Below are 15,418 nucleotides of genomic sequence, written 5' to 3'. Positions count from 1 at the left end.
CCCTTGCCCCCCGCCTCCACCACGGCGACAATCCTCGCGTGCCTTTGCCGATGTCAATGGAATGACGGTAATGCAGCGCGCGTCGCCGTTGGCGCCCGCGCCGCGCCAATCCTCCCACCTGATCCGGGCCCACCGCATGCGTTTCCTCGATGCCCGCTCGCTTGCGCCGCCGGTCCGCCAATTGCGAACCGCCCGCGCCGTGCTGGCCGCGCTGCTCATGACGCTGCTGACAGCCTGCTCCTCCCCGGTGCAGTTGATGCCCACGCCGGTCAAGTTCACGACGGGCCAGGTCGACCCCTTCGCGCACAAGGACACGGCCGACATCACCTCGATTCCGCTGCTCTACGCCACCAACCGCGCCGTCTTCCTGGAATCGCGCCAACCCTTCTATTCGATCTTTCCCAGCGACACACTGCGCATGGGTGTGGCCAAGGTGCAGATTGGCGACGGCACGCTGGACTGGGATCAGTTGCGCCAGCTTTCCACCTCGGGCAGTCAGCGCGGCCGGCCGGTGCTCAGCCTGGAGCGCATGGAGGAACTCGTTGCCCTCACCCCGCAAAGCGATGCGGAAACCTCGCCCGAGGCACAGGCTTACTTTGCGCTCATCAACGACGCCCTGGCGGTCAGCCGTCACCGGGACCTGATCGTCTACGTGCACGGCTTTAACAACGCGGTGTGGCGTGGCACCGCGCAGGCCGCGCAGTTTCATCACTTCACAGGCCGCCAGGCGGTCGTCCTGGCCTTTCTCTGGCCGTCGGCCGGCAGCCTGCTGTCCTATGCCACGGATGTCCGAACCGCGCGGGCCTCGGTGCCCGCCTTCGCACGCCTCCTGGAATTGCTCGCGCGCAACACGAATGCCGAGCACATCAACGTGCTGGCGTTCAGCGCGGGCGCGCGGATCGCCAGTGAAGGACTCGCCACGCTGGCACAACCCCGCGACGGCGAAAGCCGCGAGGCGCTGCGCGCACGGCTGCGCCTGGGCCAGATCTATTTCGCGGCGCCCGACGAAGACACCTACCGTTTCGTGACGGACCTGCGCCAGTACATCGACCTGACCGAACGCGTGAGCCTGGGAGCCAATCTTGATGATCGCGCCTTGCGCTTCGCGGCACGCCACCAGCGGGCGTCCCGCGCGGGCCGTCCCAATGCGGACGACCTGACCGAGGAACAGGTGGCGTTCATCAACGCCGCGTCGCAGCGGCTGAACTTCGACATGATCTGGGTCGATCCGCGCGCCATTCCCGATATGAATCGCCGCGCCCACAGCTTCTGGTTCGGCAACGCGTGGGTCAGCAGCGACGTGCTGATGCAATTCCTATGGCACAAGGCGCCGGCCGAACGCGGCCTGCAGGAAGGCTTTACGCAGCAAGGCATGCGCTTCTGGACCTTCCCGCCCGATTACGACCAGCGCGTAAAGGCGCTGATGCAATTGCGCTGACGGCCCGCCGACGGGCCGTCCACGGGCCCGTCCGGGTCAGAACACCGCCATGCGGCTGTTGATGAGGTCGGTGACCAGCATATGGCCCGGCGCATGCGTGATGCAGAATTCCGGCCGCACCGCAGCCACCACCGACTGCGGCGTGACGCCGCAGGCCCAGAACACTGGCATTTCGCCGGGGCGGATCTCCACCGGATCCCCATAATCGGGGCGGCCGATATCCGCGATGCCGATAAGCGACGGATCGCCAATGTGAACGGGCGCGCCGTGCACCGACGGGAAGCGCGACGTCACCTGGATCGCCCGGATCGCGTCCGCCGCCTTCAGGGGCCGCATCGACACCACCAGCGGACCGCCGAACACGCCGGCCGGCTGCGTCGCGATGCTGGTGCGGTACATGGGCACGTTGCTGCCCTGCTCGATGTGGCGCACGGGCAGCCCGTTGTCCAGCATCGCCTCCTCGAACGAGAACGAGCAGCCGATCAGGAACGACACGAGATCGTCGCGCCAGAGGTCGCGCACATCCGTCGGCTCGGCCACGAGTTCGCCGTCCTTCCAGACGCGGTATCGCGGAATGTCGGTGCGGATGTCGATATCCGCGCCGAGCTCGGGCAACGCCGGGTCGCCCGGCTCGGACATCGCCAGCAAGGGGCACGGTTTGGGATTGCGCTGGCAGAAATGCAGGAAATCCGCCGCCAGCGCGCGCGGCAGAATCGCCAGGTTGGCCTGAACGTGCCCAGGCGCCAGATTCGCCGTGGGACCGGTCAGGCGGCCGCTGCGGGCATCCAGCCGCGCCTGGCGGGCAAGCGCGAGGCTGGTTCTAACGTTTTCGGCGTCTGGCATGGGATCTCTCGTTGCGGGAAAACGCCGCTCAGCGGGCGGCGAACAGGTCTTCGACCGACAGGCCGATGCCGAGGACGCGGCGGTCCGCGCCATTGCTGGCCGCGATCATCAAGCCCACGGGCGCCGTGCCCGCCGCGTGGCAGGGCAAGGACAGCGCGCAGCCGTCCAGGAAGTTGATGAGGGTGGGATTGCGCAGGATGAGCCCGTTGGCAGCGTAATAGGCCTCGTCGGATCCCTGCAGGTCCGCAACGGGCGGCGCCACGATGGGCGTCGTGGGCATGATCAGCGCGTCGTACCCGGCAATGCGGTGGTCCACGGCTGCCACCCACGCCTCGCGCGCGTCGAGCAGTTCGATGTAATCGGCCGCCGTCATGTCCTGTCCGCGCATGATGCGCGACACCACGCGCGGATCGTAGCGCTTGCCCGCGCGTGCGATCAGGTCGCGGTGCCAGGCCCAGGCCTCGGCGGCAGTGAAGCCGCCCTTGCTGTTGATGGCGGCCAGTTCGGCGAATTCCGGAATCTCGATCCGGTCGATCAGTGCGCCGGCTGCTTCCAGCCGCTGCACCGCCGCCGCAAAGGTGTCGGAGACATGCTTGTCCATGGCGTCCAGCGCCAGCGTCGTCGGAATGGCCAGGCGCAGGCCACGCACCGGCAGCGCCTGCGGCAAAGGTCCCGCGTCGCCCGACAGGATGGCGTCGAGTTCGGCGCAGCAGCGCACGCTGGCGGCGATGGGGCCGATGGAATCCAGATTCGCCGACAAGGGCAGCACGCCCTGCATGGAAACCCGCCAGGCGCTGGGTTTGAACCCCGTCAGGCCGCACAGCGCGGCAGGAATTCGTACGGAGCCGCCCGTATCCGACCCGATGCCCGCGACTGCCATGCCGTCCGCAACCGACACCGCCGCGCCGGACGACGAGCCGCCGGGAATGCGGCCGGTGGCGCGGTCGTACGGATTGAGCGGCGTGCCGTAATGCGGATTGATGCCCAGCCCCGAATAGGCGAACTCCGTCATGTTGGTCCGGCCGATGATGACGGCGCCCGCGGCGATCAGGCGCTGCACGACCTCGGCGCTTTCCTCGGCGGCAGGCTCGCCTTCGCGCGCAACCGAGCCGCCCATCGTGGTCTCGCCCTTGATGTCGAACAGGTCCTTGATGCTGATGGGCAGCCCTTCGATCGCCGACCGGACGATGCCGGCCGCGCGCAGCGTGTCCGACGCGCGCGCCTGCGCCAGCGCCGAATCGGCATAGAGCTTGGTGAAGGCGCGAGCGCCCTCGCCCGCCGGATCCTGGGCCCGCGCCAGCGCGGCTTCGGTCAGCGCAACGGAGGTGCTGCGGCCCTCACGCAGGGCCGAGGTCAGATCATTCAAGGTCGAAACCATCATTGTCCTAATGCCGCCTGGCGGCGTAAGTGTTCGGACGGACGCCTTCGCAAGGAACGCGCCCGGATTCAGCGCCGAGCGTGGCGGCCTTCAGGCGACCACGGGCAGCGACTCGACATGATAGCGGTGGCGCAGCGTACGGTTCAGGCGCGGATCGTGCAGTTCCATCGTGAAATCCGCCGCCGGGCGGATGCCGCCGATGGCGGCCACCGTGCCGCAGGTCATGCCCGCGCCTTCCGGCAGGATCGCGCCGCCGCCCGTATAGCCCGCGATCAGGTCCTGCGGCGTGCGCAACGTGGACAGCGGGCCTTCCTGGTACAGCACCTTCTCGCCATTCTCGACGATGTAGGCGCGGATGATCAGCTCGTCCCAGTGCCCCGCCACGTCCGCAAGCCGCCAGGCCTCGGTGCCCACGGGTTTCACGCAGACCTGCTTGGACATCGCCACGCTGACCGTCTCCAGCTTGCGGTCGGTGTGGTCGGACGCGATGCTGACGTACATCTCGCCATCGACCGCAAAAACAAACGTCTCGACTTCGCCCGACGATTCCTCGCCTAGCGCCTGCACGTTGGCCGACTGCGTGAGCTGATTCTCGGCGATGCGGTAATACAGCGGCACGCTGCTCGGACGCGGCACGCCGATTGCGGCCAGTTCCTCGATATGGTGTTCGATGGCGGCCATGTCGCGGCCGGCCCAGCCCGCCACGATCACTTTGTTGAAGGCCACTTCCACCTGGCGGGGATTGGCGTCGTCGATTTTGAATACGGCTTTCATATCAGTCCTGCGAAGAAGAGTGGGAAGCCGGGGTGGTTGCCGCGCCGGAATCAAAGAGCTATCAACCGAAGACGCGCGGCAACCACAGCGCGATGTCGGGCCAGAACGCCAGCAGCGCCAGCATCACGAACATGGCCGCCACGAACGGCAGGCTGCCGACAATCACGGCGCTCATCGAGCCGCTCTTGCGCAGGCTTTGCACGACGAACAGGTTCAGGCCCACGGGCGGCGTGATGAGGGCGGCCTCGACCAGCACGATGATGACGATGCCCAGCCAGATCGGGTCGTAGCCCAGGCCGATCATGATGGGCGCCACGATGGGGATCGTCGTGATCATCATCGACAGCGTCTCCATGAAGCAGCCCAGCACCAGGTAAAAGATCACCACGATCAGCAGCATCCAGCCCGGCGACAGGCCCAGGCCGGTGATGGACTTGGTCAGCGCATCGGTCAGGCCCGTCGCGGACATGACGAAGTTCAGGAAGCTGGCGGCGATGACGATCAGCATGATCATGGCCGTGGACCGCATCGTGCCTTCCAGCACCTCGCGCAGCATCGACCACGTCAGGCGGCGGAACCACGCGGCCAGGATGAACGCGCCCAGCACGCCCAGCGCAGCGGCCTCGGTCGGCGTCGCCAGGCCCGCGTAGATCGAACCGACCACCAGGAAGAAGATGCCGAGCGGCGGCGCCAGATGCACGAGGCTGGCGATGCGTTCGCCCCACGTCGCGTGGATCTTCTTGCCACCCCACGACGGCTTGGCCACGCAGGCGATCACGACCGTCAGCATGAACAGCGCTGCCATCGCAAAACCGGGGATGATGCCGGCCAGGTACAGCTTGGGTACCGACGAGTTCGTCAGCACGCCATAGATGACGAGGTTGATCGACGGCGGGATCAGGATGCCCAGCGTGCCGCCCGCGGCGAGACTGCCGAGGAACAGGGGCTCGTTGTAGCCATACTTGCGGATCTGCGGAATGGCGACGGTGCCCACAGTGGCGGCGGTTGCCACGCTGGAGCCCGAGGTCGCCGAGAACAGCGTCGAGGCGCCGATGTTCGCGTGCATCAATCCGCCCGGCAGCCACGACAGCCACAGGCTCATCGCGCTGTACATGCGCTCGGCAAAGCCGGCGCGCAGCAGAACCTCGCCCAGCATGATGAACAGCGGAATCGCGACCAGCAGGAACTCGTTGTTCGAACTCCAGGAGATCTCGCCGATGGCCCGCGTCAGCGGCAGCATCGAGAACATCGGGTCCAGGATCAGGCCCAGCACGCCGAGCGCGGCGCCCACGGGGATGGACAGGCCGATCAGGACCAGCAGCAGTGTCAAAGCGGTGGCAATCATGCGGCTTCTCCCTTCACCATGCGCTCGCCGGCGGCGGCTTCCTCGTCAGCTTCTTCCTGCGCCGAACGCACGCCGCAGATCTGCTTGACCAGTTCAATGTCGCCCGTGACCAGCGCGGCGGACGCCCGCGCCAGCATCAGCGCGACCGTGATGCACATCCACGCCAGACCCAGCACCCACAGGCCCTGCGGGATCCACAGCGGCGTGGCGAGCGGCGTGTTGGCCGCCGACTTCTGCGTCCAGGACGTCACCACCACGTCGTAGGCGTAATACGTCAGGAACACCATGAAGACGGCCATCGCCACCATGGAAATCCAATCCAGCACGGCCGACAGGCGCACTGGCAAATATTGGTAGAGCACATCGACGCGCACGTTGGCGCGCTGCAGCGTGGCGAACGCCAGCGCCCAGGAAGTGCTGATGGCAAACGCGTAGCTGGACAGTTCATCCGCGCCCCCGGTCGTGAAGCCCAGGAACTTGCGGGCCAGCACGTCGAAGGAGATGAGCAGCACGCTGGCCACGGTCAGGGCGCCGCCGGCCCACACAGCCGCGCGGGAAAAGCTCTCCGCGCGCCGCAAAAGGCCGCCGAGCAGACGGAAGTGTTCGGTTTGAGTCATGGATGGAACCTCGGGTGGCAGGGCCTGCCATCGCGTGCGGGCGCCGCGGACCTCATGCAAAGGTCACGGGCTACCGCGCGCCATCACCGGCCGTAATCTGCACCGGCCCGCGGGCCGGCGCATCCTGGCACTTACTTGCTTGCGGTCAGGTTCAGCGTCTTGCCGACGGTTGCGTTCCAGTCCTTCACGCACTGCGCCGAGCAGCGGGCGGCCCACTTGGGCAGGACGGCCTCTTGCGCCACCTTCTTGAGGAGCGCCTGATCGGCCTCGGACGGCTGCACCAGGACCATCTTGCCCTTGACCGGGAAGGGGCATGCGGCCGCGCCGGTGTTGCAGTCATAGCCTTCCTGCGTCTGGCGGGCGGCGGCATCCCAGATGTTGTCGACCAGCGTCGTGATCTGGGCTTGCAGGAACGTGCGCACCTTCGGATCCAGCTTGTCCCAGGCCTTCTGGTTGACGGCATGGATCTGCTGATTCCAGTTGATCGGCAGCGCGACCAGGTGCGTGGACACCTCGTACCACTTGGCGGAATAGCCCGACAGCGAGCCCGTGATGGCGCAATCGACGACCTTGTTTTGCAGCGCGGGAACGACTTCGCCAAAGGCCATCGTCACGCTCGAACCGCCCAGCGCCTCGACGAACTCGGCCGTGGTGCGGCTGCTGGTGCGGACCTTCTTGCCCTTGATGTCGGCCAGGCCCTTGATCTCGGCATTGCAGAACAGCACTTGCGCCGGATAGGTGGAAATGCCCAGCAGCTTGACGTTGTTGCCTTCGCCGTAGAGCTTGGCGTAGACGGGTTCGAAGGCTTCGGTCACGGCGCGCGCGGTCTTGACGTCGGGCGCGAGGCCGGCCAGGTCGATGGCCTCGTTGATCGGATTGTCGCTGGCAAAGTAGGACAGCGTGGCGGTGCCGAATTCGATCACGCCCTGCGACATCAGGCGCAGGAGCTCGGGCCCCTTCAAGCCCATTTCATTGAAGCCCTTGATCTCCGCCGTGACCTGCCCCTTGGACTGCTCGGGTATGGTCTTAGTCCAGAACGGCTTTTCGTAGTCGTTATAGGCGGTCAGGTTCGACAGGCCGCCCACGATCTTCAAGTGGGTCTTGGGCAGGTCCTGGGCGTGGACGACGCCGGCCAGAAGGCTGGCGGCGATGGCGGCGAAAGCAAGGGACTTCTTCATGGAAAAACTCCTGGCTGCGGGATCGTGTGTCGCGCGCGGGATCCCGTTGTCCTGGTCGCGCGCCTGTAGGAATCGGTGGTCACGGATGTGTATCCAGCCGCTACTCCGTTATGAGCGCCATTGCATCGTCAGGGGCGGCGACCGTCCAATCGTATGTTCCGATGTGGGGGTATAAATATTTTTTGGGTCTCGCGGGCCGCTGCAGCGCAATTTCGCGCAAACGACGCATCGGCGCGGCTTTGCGGCCAGCTGTCACGCGCGAAGGCTGGCGTCTCGGGCACGTTGAAAGGCCCCCGGCGGCGCCACCGAGTCGGGAAAACACCTACGGGAGTTTTTGCCGTTCAGGTCTGTGCGGCGACCTTTTGCGCCAGCTGCGCAATGACGCGCACGGCATGACTGTCGGGGCCCTGCACCCAGGTTGCGGTAAAGCTCAGTTCGGGCAGCGGGTCGGCCTGCACCTGCAGAATTCGCAACTCGCCCCGCGCCAGCTCCTTGCCCAAAAACACGGGCGCGATGACGCTGGTGCCGATGGCGTCCTGCGTCATGCGCACCACCATCGACATCGAGGCGCTGCCATACATGCGCGGCGACGCCACGCCCGCTCGGGTCAACATGTCGCGCACGATGCGGTAAGGCGAACTGTTGGACGGATATGTGATGATCGGCAGCTTGCCGATCGTCGCAAGCGTCAGGGGTTCAGGCCCCAGATCCAGCAGCGGACTGGCGACCCACGCGAGCGGATAGGTGCACAGCGGCAGGTTCTCGACCCGCGCCTCCAGCACCGGGCCCATCAGGAAGGCCAGATCGATTTGGCGCGACATCAGGTGCGAACGCAGCACATGCGTCGTGTCCACCTCGATTTCCAGCACAAGCGCGGGATACGTCGCGTGGATCAGTTCGATGAGCGCGGGCAGCCAGGTCTGCACGATGGTCTCGGCCACGCCGATGCGCACGGTGCCTGACATGACGTTCTGCTCGCGCGCGGCTTCGAACATGTCGCGCCGCACCTGCAGCATGCGCTCCGCGTGCGACAGCAGTTCGTGGCCCTTGGCGGTCAGCTTGACGCCGCGCGCATCACGCTCGAACAGCTTGACCCCCAGGTCGGCCTCCAGCGAAGCGATGCGCTGCGACACGGCAGGCTGCGTGGTGTTGAGCTTGTCGGACGCGGCGCGAAAGCTGCCCAGCGTGGCGACCCAGAAAAATGTTTCGACGTTGCGTAGTTCTATCATTGGCCTTTTCCCCCGGCGCGATGAGCGTATCATGTCAGCCGCCCATCGCCCCAAAGGGGCCATGCCCCGTGCACGCTGAAAGGAGTACCGTCCATGTCCCCGGCCGATAACGGTCGCCCGCGCCCCGGCGCGACCGCCGCACGCGGCCCGATGATCGGTGTGCTGCTGCTGGTGCTGTCGATGTGGACCCTGTCGTGCCTGGACGCAAGCGGCAAATGGGTCATGGACGCGGGCGTACCCTTGCTCGTGTTGTCGTGGTTCCGCTATGCCATCCATCTAATCCTGGTGCTGGCGCTCGTGCTGCCCGCGCGCGGCATGCGCGTGTTGCGCAGCACCAAGCCGCGTGAGCAGCTTATTCGCGGCGGCTCGATGTTCCTGGCCACGCTCATGTTCTTCACGACACTGAGCTACATCCCCCAGGCCGAGGCCACGTCCATCAATTTCTTGGCGCCGTTGCTTGTGCTGTCGCTGGCGCCGTGGATCCTGAAGGAACCCGCGCGCATGTCGCGCTTCGTCGCGGCCGGCATCGCTTTCGTTGGCGTGCTGATCGTCATCCGCCCCGGCGGCGGCCTGCATCCGGTCGGCACGATCTTCGGCCTGCTGACGGCCTGTTGCTTCACGGCCCAGTTCATCGCCACGCGCCGCGTCGCCGGCGACGATCCGTTCACCTCGCTGATCTGGAGCGGCGCGGTGGGCACGATCTGCCTGACCCTTGCCCTGCCCTTCATCCTGCCGCCCGCCCTGCCCTTCCTGCAGGCCTTGTCGGCGTTCGACTGGGCCGTGCTGATCTCGACCGGCATCACGGGCTGCGTGGGACACCTGTTCCAGATCGCCGCCTACCGCCGCGCGCCGGCGTCCACGCTGGCGCCGTTCATCTACCTGCAGATCATCAGCGCCACGTCGGTGGGCTGGCTTGTGTGGGGCCATTTTCCCGACCCGCTCACCTGGCTGGGCATCGCCATCATCTGCACCAGCGGCGTGGGAATCGGCATGATCGAATGGCGGCGCGGCCGCGCGCAAAGCGCCGCTGCGGCGCGGACTGCCCGCGGCACGTAGGCCCGGCGCTGAACGGCGACAGATTCGAAATTGCGAGTCTGCCGCCTCCCGTACAATGCGCTTCGCCTGATTCCCATTCCGGCATCGGCTCCTGGCGTATTCCCAACAAGAGGCTCCCATGATCATCAAGCCCCGCGTGCGCGGTTTCATCTGCGTCACCACCCATCCTGCCGGCTGCGAAGCCAACGTGAAGCAACAGATCGACTACGTGAAGGCGCAAGGACCGGTGTCCGGGGGCCCCAAGCGTGTGCTGATCCTGGGCGCGTCCACGGGATATGGACTGGCCGCGCGAATCAGCGCGGCCTTTGCCTGTGGCGCGCAGACGCTGGGAGTCTTCTTCGAACGGCCGGGCGACGCCAGCAAGGCGGGCACGCCGGGCTGGTACAACAGCGCCGCGTTCCACAAGTTCGCCGAAGCCGAAGGGCTGTACGCCAGAAGCATCAACGGGGACGCCTTCTCCGACGAAATCAAGCAAAAGACCATCGCCGCCATCAAGGCGGATTTGGGCCAGGTCGACCAGGTCATCTACAGCCTCGCCGCCCCGCGCCGCACGCACCCGAAGACAGGCCAGGTCTATACCTCCACGCTCAAGCCTATCGGCAAGTCCGTGACCTTGCATGGCCTGGATACCGACAAGGAACTCATCAAGGACGGCGTGCTTGAGCCCGCCTCGCAAGACGAGATCGACGCCACCGTCGCCGTGATGGGTGGCGAAGACTGGCAGATGTGGATCGACGCGCTGCTGGATGCCGGCGTGCTGGCCGACGGCGCCACCACCACCGCCTTCACCTATCTAGGCGAAAAGATCACGCACGACGTGTACTGGAACGGTTCCATCGGCGCGGCCAAGAAAGACCTGGACCAGCGCGTTCTGGACATCCGCGCCAAGCTGGCCGCACGCGGCGGCGACGCGCGGGTATCGGTGCTGAAGGCCGTGGTGACGCAGGCCAGCTCGGCTATTCCGATGATGCCGCTGTACCTGTCGCTGCTCTTCAAGGTCATGAAGGAAGACGGCACGCACGAAGGCTGCATCGAACAGGTATATGGGCTTTATCGCGACAGCCTGTGCGGCCCGACGCCGATCCTGGACGACGAAGGACGGCTGCGCGCCGACTACAAGGAACTGGATCCGAAGGTGCAGGCGCGCGTGCAAGCGCTGTGGAATCAGGTCGACACCAGCAGCCTCTATGCGCTGACGGATTTTGCGGGCTACAAGCGCGATTTCCTGCGGCTGTTCGGCTTTGAAATCGACGGCGTGAATTATGCAGCGGACGTTGATCCCGTGGTGGAAATCCGCAACCTGGGCTGACCGCGCGGCGGCCGGGCCGTCCGCGCGTTACCTGGTTCAAGCTGTCCTGGCACGCTGGGACAGCGCCAGTCCTACAGGTATTCCAGCGTCACCAGATAGCGCTTGCCCGAAGCCGGCGCTTCGGTATTTTGCGCAGGCACTTCCCGCACCGAGGTCTTGACCCGCAGCGCCGGATCGACTGCGTGCGTCCGGAATTCCGGCGCGCAGGCCACTCGGGGAAGCGCAGCCGCGCTTGCCGGCGTCACGCGCGGCATGCAGAGCGCCGGTTCCACAATGGCCCCGACAAAGCGGATGACGCCACCGCTGGCACTGGCAACCGCAGGCGCCAGCAACGCAACAAACAAGGACGCATGGATAGATGCACGAACAGACATGGCAACTCCTTGGCTTGGGAAGAAATAGAACGACACGGCATTCTTCATTCCATTAGCGGCACTTCTGCGTAAAAGCTAAGGCCGAGCCAAGTTCACCATCCGACCAACTGCAAGGCGTGAGCCGCTGCGTGTGCGTTGGCGTTCCTGCCGACTGACTTGCAAATCAGCCTACTCTCGAGCATTTGCGGCAGCAATCGGAATTCAGGCATTTTTTCCGAGTGACGCTGCGCAGACACAAACGGTGTTTTCTATCGAAATCTCCAATTGCAATTTGCGAATTGCAATTGGCTTCAGGCGTCCGGCACCATGCGGCCGGCCGCCAACACCAGTTGCCGCCCGCAGCGCGCCGCCAGTTGCGGATCGTGCGTGACCAGCACCAGCGTCGTACCGTGTTCGCGGTGCAGGTCGAACATCAGATCGATGACCGTCACGCCGGTTGCGGCGTCGAGGCTGCCGGTGGGTTCATCGGCAAACAGCAGGTCCGGCTGCACCACAAACGCCCGGGCCAGCGACACGCGCTGCTGTTCGCCGCCCGACAACGTGCGCGGATAATGGTGCAGTCGCGCGCCCAGCCCGACCCGCTCCAGCATGGCCTGCGCGGCCTCGCGCGCGGACTGTCCGGCCAGTTCCAGCGGCAGCATCACGTTTTCCAGCGCGGTCAGGTTTGGCAACAGCTGGAATGACTGGAACACGAAGCCGACATGATTGGCCCGCAGGCGCGCGCGGCCGTCTTCGTCCAGCGCGAACAAGTCCTGGCCCGCAAGGTGTACGCTGCCCACGCTGGGAACATCCAGACCGGCCAGCAGTCCCAGCAAAGTGGACTTGCCCGAGCCTGAGCTGCCCGTGATGGCGACGGCGCTACCCGCCGCGACCGTAAAATCAATTCCTTCCAGGATAGAAAGCGACCCGCCGGCATCGGCCACCCGCTTGCCCAGCCCTTTCACCACGATTGAGTTATTGCTATCCATGCGCCTATTTTCCCGTCTGCTTCTTGTGACTGCCTTCGCGACCGCCGTGGCCGCGCCCGCCCACGCTCAGACCGTCGCGGCGGCCCAGGGTTCCTCGCCGCGCACCGTATTGGTGGTGGGCGACAGCCTGTCCGCCGAATACGGCATCAAGCGCGGCACGGGCTGGGTGCCCCTGCTGTCCGCGAGGATCTCCGAACAATACCCGAAGTTCCAGGTCGTCAATGCGAGCATCAGCGGCGATACGACCAGCGGCGGTGTTGCCCGCCTGCCCGCTCTGCTGCGCCAGCACGCGCCGGCCGTCGTGGTGCTGGAACTGGGCGCCAATGACGCCCTGCGCGGCCTGCCCCTGAACATGACCGAACAGAACCTGCGGACCATGACCCAGGCGGCGCGCAAGGCCGATGCCGACGTGCTGATCGTCGGGATGCAGATTCCGCCCAATTACGGCCGGGACTACGCCCAACGCTTTGCCGCGGTGTTTTCCAATGTCGCCAAAAACGAAAACGCCCGGCTCGTGCCCTTCCTGATGGAAGGTATCGCAACGAACCGGGCGATGTTTCAGGCTGACGGCATCCACCCTAACGAGGATGCCCAGCCTCAATTGCTGGACAACGTGTGGCCGGCGCTGCGGCCCATGTTGAACTGAGGGGTTCCTAAGGCGATCAGCCCGCGGCCTGGGCCTGGTCGCCGCGGATGACATCGGCGGCGGCAGGCGTGACATTCACCTCGTACTGCTCGCGCAGCATGCGGATCAAGGCCTCGTTTTCGGCTTGGCCCCAGGCGCCCGCCAGTTGCTGCGCCAGGCGCTCCTTGTCGGCGGCTTCCGCCTTGCCGGCTTCCACCTTTTCCAGACGCACCAGCGTGTAGTCCACGCCGGATTGCACACCCGTGAACGCGGGCAGCGCGGCCGAGGGCAGGCGCATCACGGCGTCCAGCACCTGGCGCGACAGGTCTTGCGGATTCTGGCGCGTCACGGTGATGGCGGGTCCGAAGCCTTCAGTGGCGGCGGGATTGGCCTTGTTGGCAGCCAGCGCCGCCTCACCGGCCTTCTTGGCGGCTTCGGCCGAGCGCTCGTCGAGCAACTTGCCGCGGATGACTTCGCTGACCTTGTCCAGCGGCGGCACATGCGCCGGCTCGACGGCGGCCACGCGAACGGCCACCATCGTGTCGGGCGACAGTTCGATCACACCGGAGTTCTGCTTTTCGCGCAGCACGTCGGGCGAGAACAGCACCTGGCGCACACGCGGGTTGTCGAGCAGCGCGGCGTCCGGGCTGTCGGCGGCGGAACCCGGGCCGGCCTTGTCGGCAGGCAGCAGGCCCTCGCGGGTCACGCCGGAGGCGGTGCGCAGCTTCAGGCCGACGGCGTCGGCGGCCGGTTGCAGGCTGTCGCGCTGGTCGTAGACCTGCTTGTTCAGCTGGCTGGCCATTTCAGAGAAGCGTTGCGCGGCGATCTGCTTGCGGACTTCGGCGGTGATCTGGTCCTTGACCTCAGCCAGCGGCTTGATGGCGGCCGGGCTGATTTCAGTGACCTTCAGGATATGCAGGCCGAACGGGCTTTCGACCACGCCGGACACCTGGTTCTGGGCGAGGCCGAAGATGGCCTTGTCCAGCGGGCCCGCCTGGGCGCCCGGGGCAATCCAGCCCAGGTCGCCGCCCTTGGCGGCCGACCCCGAGTCCTGCGAATTCTGGGCGGCCAGTTCCGCGAACTTGGCGGGATCGGCTGCGGCCTGCTTGGCGACGTCTTCCGCCTTGGCGCGCGCGGCCTTGCGGGCATCTTCCGCGCCCGACGGCAGCTCGAAGAAGATGTGGCTGGCACGGCGGCGCTCGGGCTGGCCGAAGCGGTTCTTGTTCTGTTCGTAATACGCAGCCAGGTCTTCGTCCTTGACCTGCACGCCTTGCGTCGCGGCGGCTTCGTCAAGCACCAGGTATTGGACCTGGACCTGTTCCGGCACCTGCAGCTGCTGCTTGTTGGCGTCGTACCAGGCCTGGATGTCGGCCGGCGTGACGGTGACCTGCGAACGGAAGTCGGCTGCGGAGAAGTTGCGCAGTTGAACCGTGCGGGCCTGCGTCAGCGCCGAATCGACGGCAGCCACGACTTCGGCGGGCGCGCGGGCCGACTGGCCGACGGGCTCGAGGACGCGGGCGATGGCGAGGTCACGGCGCAGGCCGGCTTCGAACGACGTCGGCGACATGCCCTGCGCGGCCAGCACTTGGCGATAGCGCTCGGGCGAGAAGCGGCCGTTGTCCTGGACTTCAGGGATGGCGGCGATCGTGTTGCGCAGCGTCTCGTCGGACACCGAGAAACGGTTGTCGGCGGCCACATTGGCAAGCAGGCGCTGGTTGATGAGCTGGTTCAGCAGGCCTTCACGCAGCGCGGGCGTATCGATCACAGCCGGATCGAACTGGGCGCCCAGGCGCTGGCGGAACTGGTCTAGCTGGTTACGGTGCGCCTGGTCAAACTCGGCGCGGGAAATCGGCTGGCCAGCCACCGTCGCCAGCTCGGGCTCCCGGCTCATGAAGCTGTCATAGCCTTGAATCCCGACCAGAAAGAAGGAAGGCACGATCAAGATCAGCAGGATGAACTGCATCCAGCGCCGATGGCTGCGAATAAATTCGAACATGGAATCCCTGTTGCCGCGCTCCGGGGGTAGACGCCCGGGGCCGCACGAAAACGCATAAAAAAAGGCGAAATCGATTCGCCTCTATTCCCATACCGGTTGAAACCGGGTTCAGCGGGCGGATTTTACCATTTCTCATTCATCGCGCGGCCATCGCGCCAATCACCGGGCAATGCAGCGCCTGGCGGACCATCCGTCCCCACGGACGGCCCGCGCCGTCAACCCGGGAAACTCCCATTACCGCCCCCGCGCCGCCCTCGTATCGTGGCCTGGGGTTAGCCCGCACGACGG

Annotated in this window: 14 protein-coding genes; 4 read left to right on the top strand and 10 right to left on the bottom strand. The window is 66.0% G+C overall.

Translation table 11 applies throughout. The annotated features are described in order from the left end of the window. Window positions 1-70: 70 nt before the first annotated feature. Window positions 71-1,438 (top strand): alpha/beta hydrolase, encoded by a 1,368-nt coding sequence (locus tag AC6LJW_RS28210; protein ID WP_498088856.1) that lies wholly within the window; start codon window positions 71-73, stop codon window positions 1,436-1,438. 36 nt (window positions 1,439-1,474) lie between these two features. Here AC6LJW_RS28210 and AC6LJW_RS28205 read toward each other — a convergent pair whose 3' ends face one another. From AC6LJW_RS28205 to AC6LJW_RS28175, 7 genes are all read right to left on the bottom strand, one after another. Next, complete coding sequence (locus AC6LJW_RS28205) at window positions 1,475-2,281, bottom strand: putative hydro-lyase (RefSeq protein ID WP_427984685.1); 807 nt, start codon at window positions 2,279-2,281, stop codon at window positions 1,475-1,477. A gap of 28 nt (window positions 2,282-2,309) precedes the next feature. Next, window positions 2,310-3,659 (bottom strand): amidase, encoded by a 1,350-nt coding sequence (locus AC6LJW_RS28200; protein WP_056566450.1) that lies wholly within the window; start codon window positions 3,657-3,659, stop codon window positions 2,310-2,312. Window positions 3,660-3,749: 90 nt separating this feature from the next. Beyond that, entirely contained in the window at window positions 3,750-4,433 is a 684-nt protein-coding gene (locus AC6LJW_RS28195) for a DUF2848 domain-containing protein (RefSeq protein ID WP_498088855.1), read from the bottom strand. 61 nt (window positions 4,434-4,494) lie between these two features. Continuing rightward, window positions 4,495-5,778, bottom strand: a complete 1,284-nt coding sequence (locus AC6LJW_RS28190; RefSeq protein ID WP_056560900.1) for a TRAP transporter large permease — start codon at window positions 5,776-5,778, stop codon at window positions 4,495-4,497. Beyond that, window positions 5,775-6,395: a TRAP transporter small permease subunit gene (locus AC6LJW_RS28185; protein WP_056560897.1), complete on the bottom strand. Its 621-nt coding sequence runs from the start codon at window positions 6,393-6,395 to the stop codon at window positions 5,775-5,777. Before AC6LJW_RS28185 ends, AC6LJW_RS28190 begins: the two co-directional genes overlap by 4 nt. A 131-nt stretch (window positions 6,396-6,526) precedes the next feature. Beyond that, window positions 6,527-7,573: a TRAP transporter substrate-binding protein gene (locus AC6LJW_RS28180; protein WP_056560894.1), complete on the bottom strand. Its 1,047-nt coding sequence runs from the start codon at window positions 7,571-7,573 to the stop codon at window positions 6,527-6,529. Between the two features lie 341 nt (window positions 7,574-7,914). Next, complete coding sequence (locus tag AC6LJW_RS28175) at window positions 7,915-8,802, bottom strand: LysR family transcriptional regulator (RefSeq protein WP_056560891.1); 888 nt, start codon at window positions 8,800-8,802, stop codon at window positions 7,915-7,917. 93 nt (window positions 8,803-8,895) lie between these two features. Between AC6LJW_RS28175 and AC6LJW_RS28170 the strand changes: the two genes are divergently transcribed. Both AC6LJW_RS28170 and fabV read left to right on the top strand, forming a co-directional pair. Beyond that, window positions 8,896-9,858 carry a DMT family transporter gene (locus AC6LJW_RS28170; protein WP_498088854.1) on the top strand — a complete coding sequence of 321 codons (963 nt, stop codon included), beginning with the start codon at window positions 8,896-8,898 and terminating at the stop codon, window positions 9,856-9,858. A gap of 118 nt (window positions 9,859-9,976) precedes the next feature. Beyond that, window positions 9,977-11,167 (top strand): enoyl-ACP reductase FabV, encoded by a 1,191-nt coding sequence (gene fabV, locus AC6LJW_RS28165; protein ID WP_498088853.1) that lies wholly within the window; start codon window positions 9,977-9,979, stop codon window positions 11,165-11,167. A 71-nt stretch (window positions 11,168-11,238) separates the two neighbouring features. On the opposite strand, the gene AC6LJW_RS28160 is transcribed toward fabV, so the two are convergent. Further along, the gene (locus tag AC6LJW_RS28160; protein ID WP_498088852.1) at window positions 11,239-11,589 is read right to left on the bottom strand and encodes a hypothetical protein; all 351 of its coding nucleotides are present in this window, start codon (window positions 11,587-11,589) and stop codon (window positions 11,239-11,241) included. A gap of 242 nt (window positions 11,590-11,831) precedes the next feature. Then, window positions 11,832-12,509 carry an ABC transporter ATP-binding protein gene (locus tag AC6LJW_RS28155; RefSeq protein ID WP_056560880.1) on the bottom strand — a complete coding sequence of 226 codons (678 nt, stop codon included), beginning with the start codon at window positions 12,507-12,509 and terminating at the stop codon, window positions 11,832-11,834. Here AC6LJW_RS28155 and AC6LJW_RS28150 point away from each other — a divergent pair. Further along, window positions 12,508-13,155, top strand: a complete 648-nt coding sequence (locus AC6LJW_RS28150; RefSeq protein ID WP_056560875.1) for an arylesterase — start codon at window positions 12,508-12,510, stop codon at window positions 13,153-13,155. The two genes, AC6LJW_RS28155 and AC6LJW_RS28150, sit on opposite strands and share 2 nt — an antisense overlap. A 16-nt stretch (window positions 13,156-13,171) precedes the next feature. On the opposite strand, the gene AC6LJW_RS28145 is transcribed toward AC6LJW_RS28150, so the two are convergent. Then, window positions 13,172-15,130: a SurA N-terminal domain-containing protein gene (locus AC6LJW_RS28145; RefSeq protein WP_056560872.1), complete on the bottom strand. Its 1,959-nt coding sequence runs from the start codon at window positions 15,128-15,130 to the stop codon at window positions 13,172-13,174. Window positions 15,131-15,418 lie beyond the last annotated feature (288 nt).

The sequence above is a fragment of the Achromobacter sp. 1012554356 genome (genome assembly GCF_059760815.1).
Note: the sequence above shows the minus strand (reverse complement) of the source record. Positions and strands in the feature narration are given on the sequence as shown.

Coding starts and splice junctions, on each gene's coding strand:
- AC6LJW_RS28210 (WP_498088856.1), top strand. CDS start 71: ATGCAGCGCGCGTCGCCGTTGGCGCCCGCGCCGCGCCAATCCTCCCAC.
- AC6LJW_RS28205 (WP_427984685.1), bottom strand. CDS start 2,281: ATGCCAGACGCCGAAAACGTTAGAACCAGCCTCGCGCTTGCCCGCCAG.
- AC6LJW_RS28200 (WP_056566450.1), bottom strand. CDS start 3,659: ATGGTTTCGACCTTGAATGATCTGACCTCGGCCCTGCGTGAGGGCCGC.
- AC6LJW_RS28195 (WP_498088855.1), bottom strand. CDS start 4,433: ATGAAAGCCGTATTCAAAATCGACGACGCCAATCCCCGCCAGGTGGAA.
- AC6LJW_RS28190 (WP_056560900.1), bottom strand. CDS start 5,778: ATGATTGCCACCGCTTTGACACTGCTGCTGGTCCTGATCGGCCTGTCC.
- AC6LJW_RS28185 (WP_056560897.1), bottom strand. CDS start 6,395: ATGACTCAAACCGAACACTTCCGTCTGCTCGGCGGCCTTTTGCGGCGC.
- AC6LJW_RS28180 (WP_056560894.1), bottom strand. CDS start 7,573: ATGAAGAAGTCCCTTGCTTTCGCCGCCATCGCCGCCAGCCTTCTGGCC.
- AC6LJW_RS28175 (WP_056560891.1), bottom strand. CDS start 8,802: ATGATAGAACTACGCAACGTCGAAACATTTTTCTGGGTCGCCACGCTG.
- AC6LJW_RS28170 (WP_498088854.1), top strand. CDS start 8,896: ATGTCCCCGGCCGATAACGGTCGCCCGCGCCCCGGCGCGACCGCCGCA.
- fabV (WP_498088853.1), top strand. CDS start 9,977: ATGATCATCAAGCCCCGCGTGCGCGGTTTCATCTGCGTCACCACCCAT.
- AC6LJW_RS28160 (WP_498088852.1), bottom strand. CDS start 11,589: ATGAAGAATGCCGTGTCGTTCTATTTCTTCCCAAGCCAAGGAGTTGCC.
- AC6LJW_RS28150 (WP_056560875.1), top strand. CDS start 12,508: ATGCGCCTATTTTCCCGTCTGCTTCTTGTGACTGCCTTCGCGACCGCC.
- AC6LJW_RS28155 (WP_056560880.1), bottom strand. CDS start 12,509: ATGGATAGCAATAACTCAATCGTGGTGAAAGGGCTGGGCAAGCGGGTG.
- AC6LJW_RS28145 (WP_056560872.1), bottom strand. CDS start 15,130: ATGTTCGAATTTATTCGCAGCCATCGGCGCTGGATGCAGTTCATCCTG.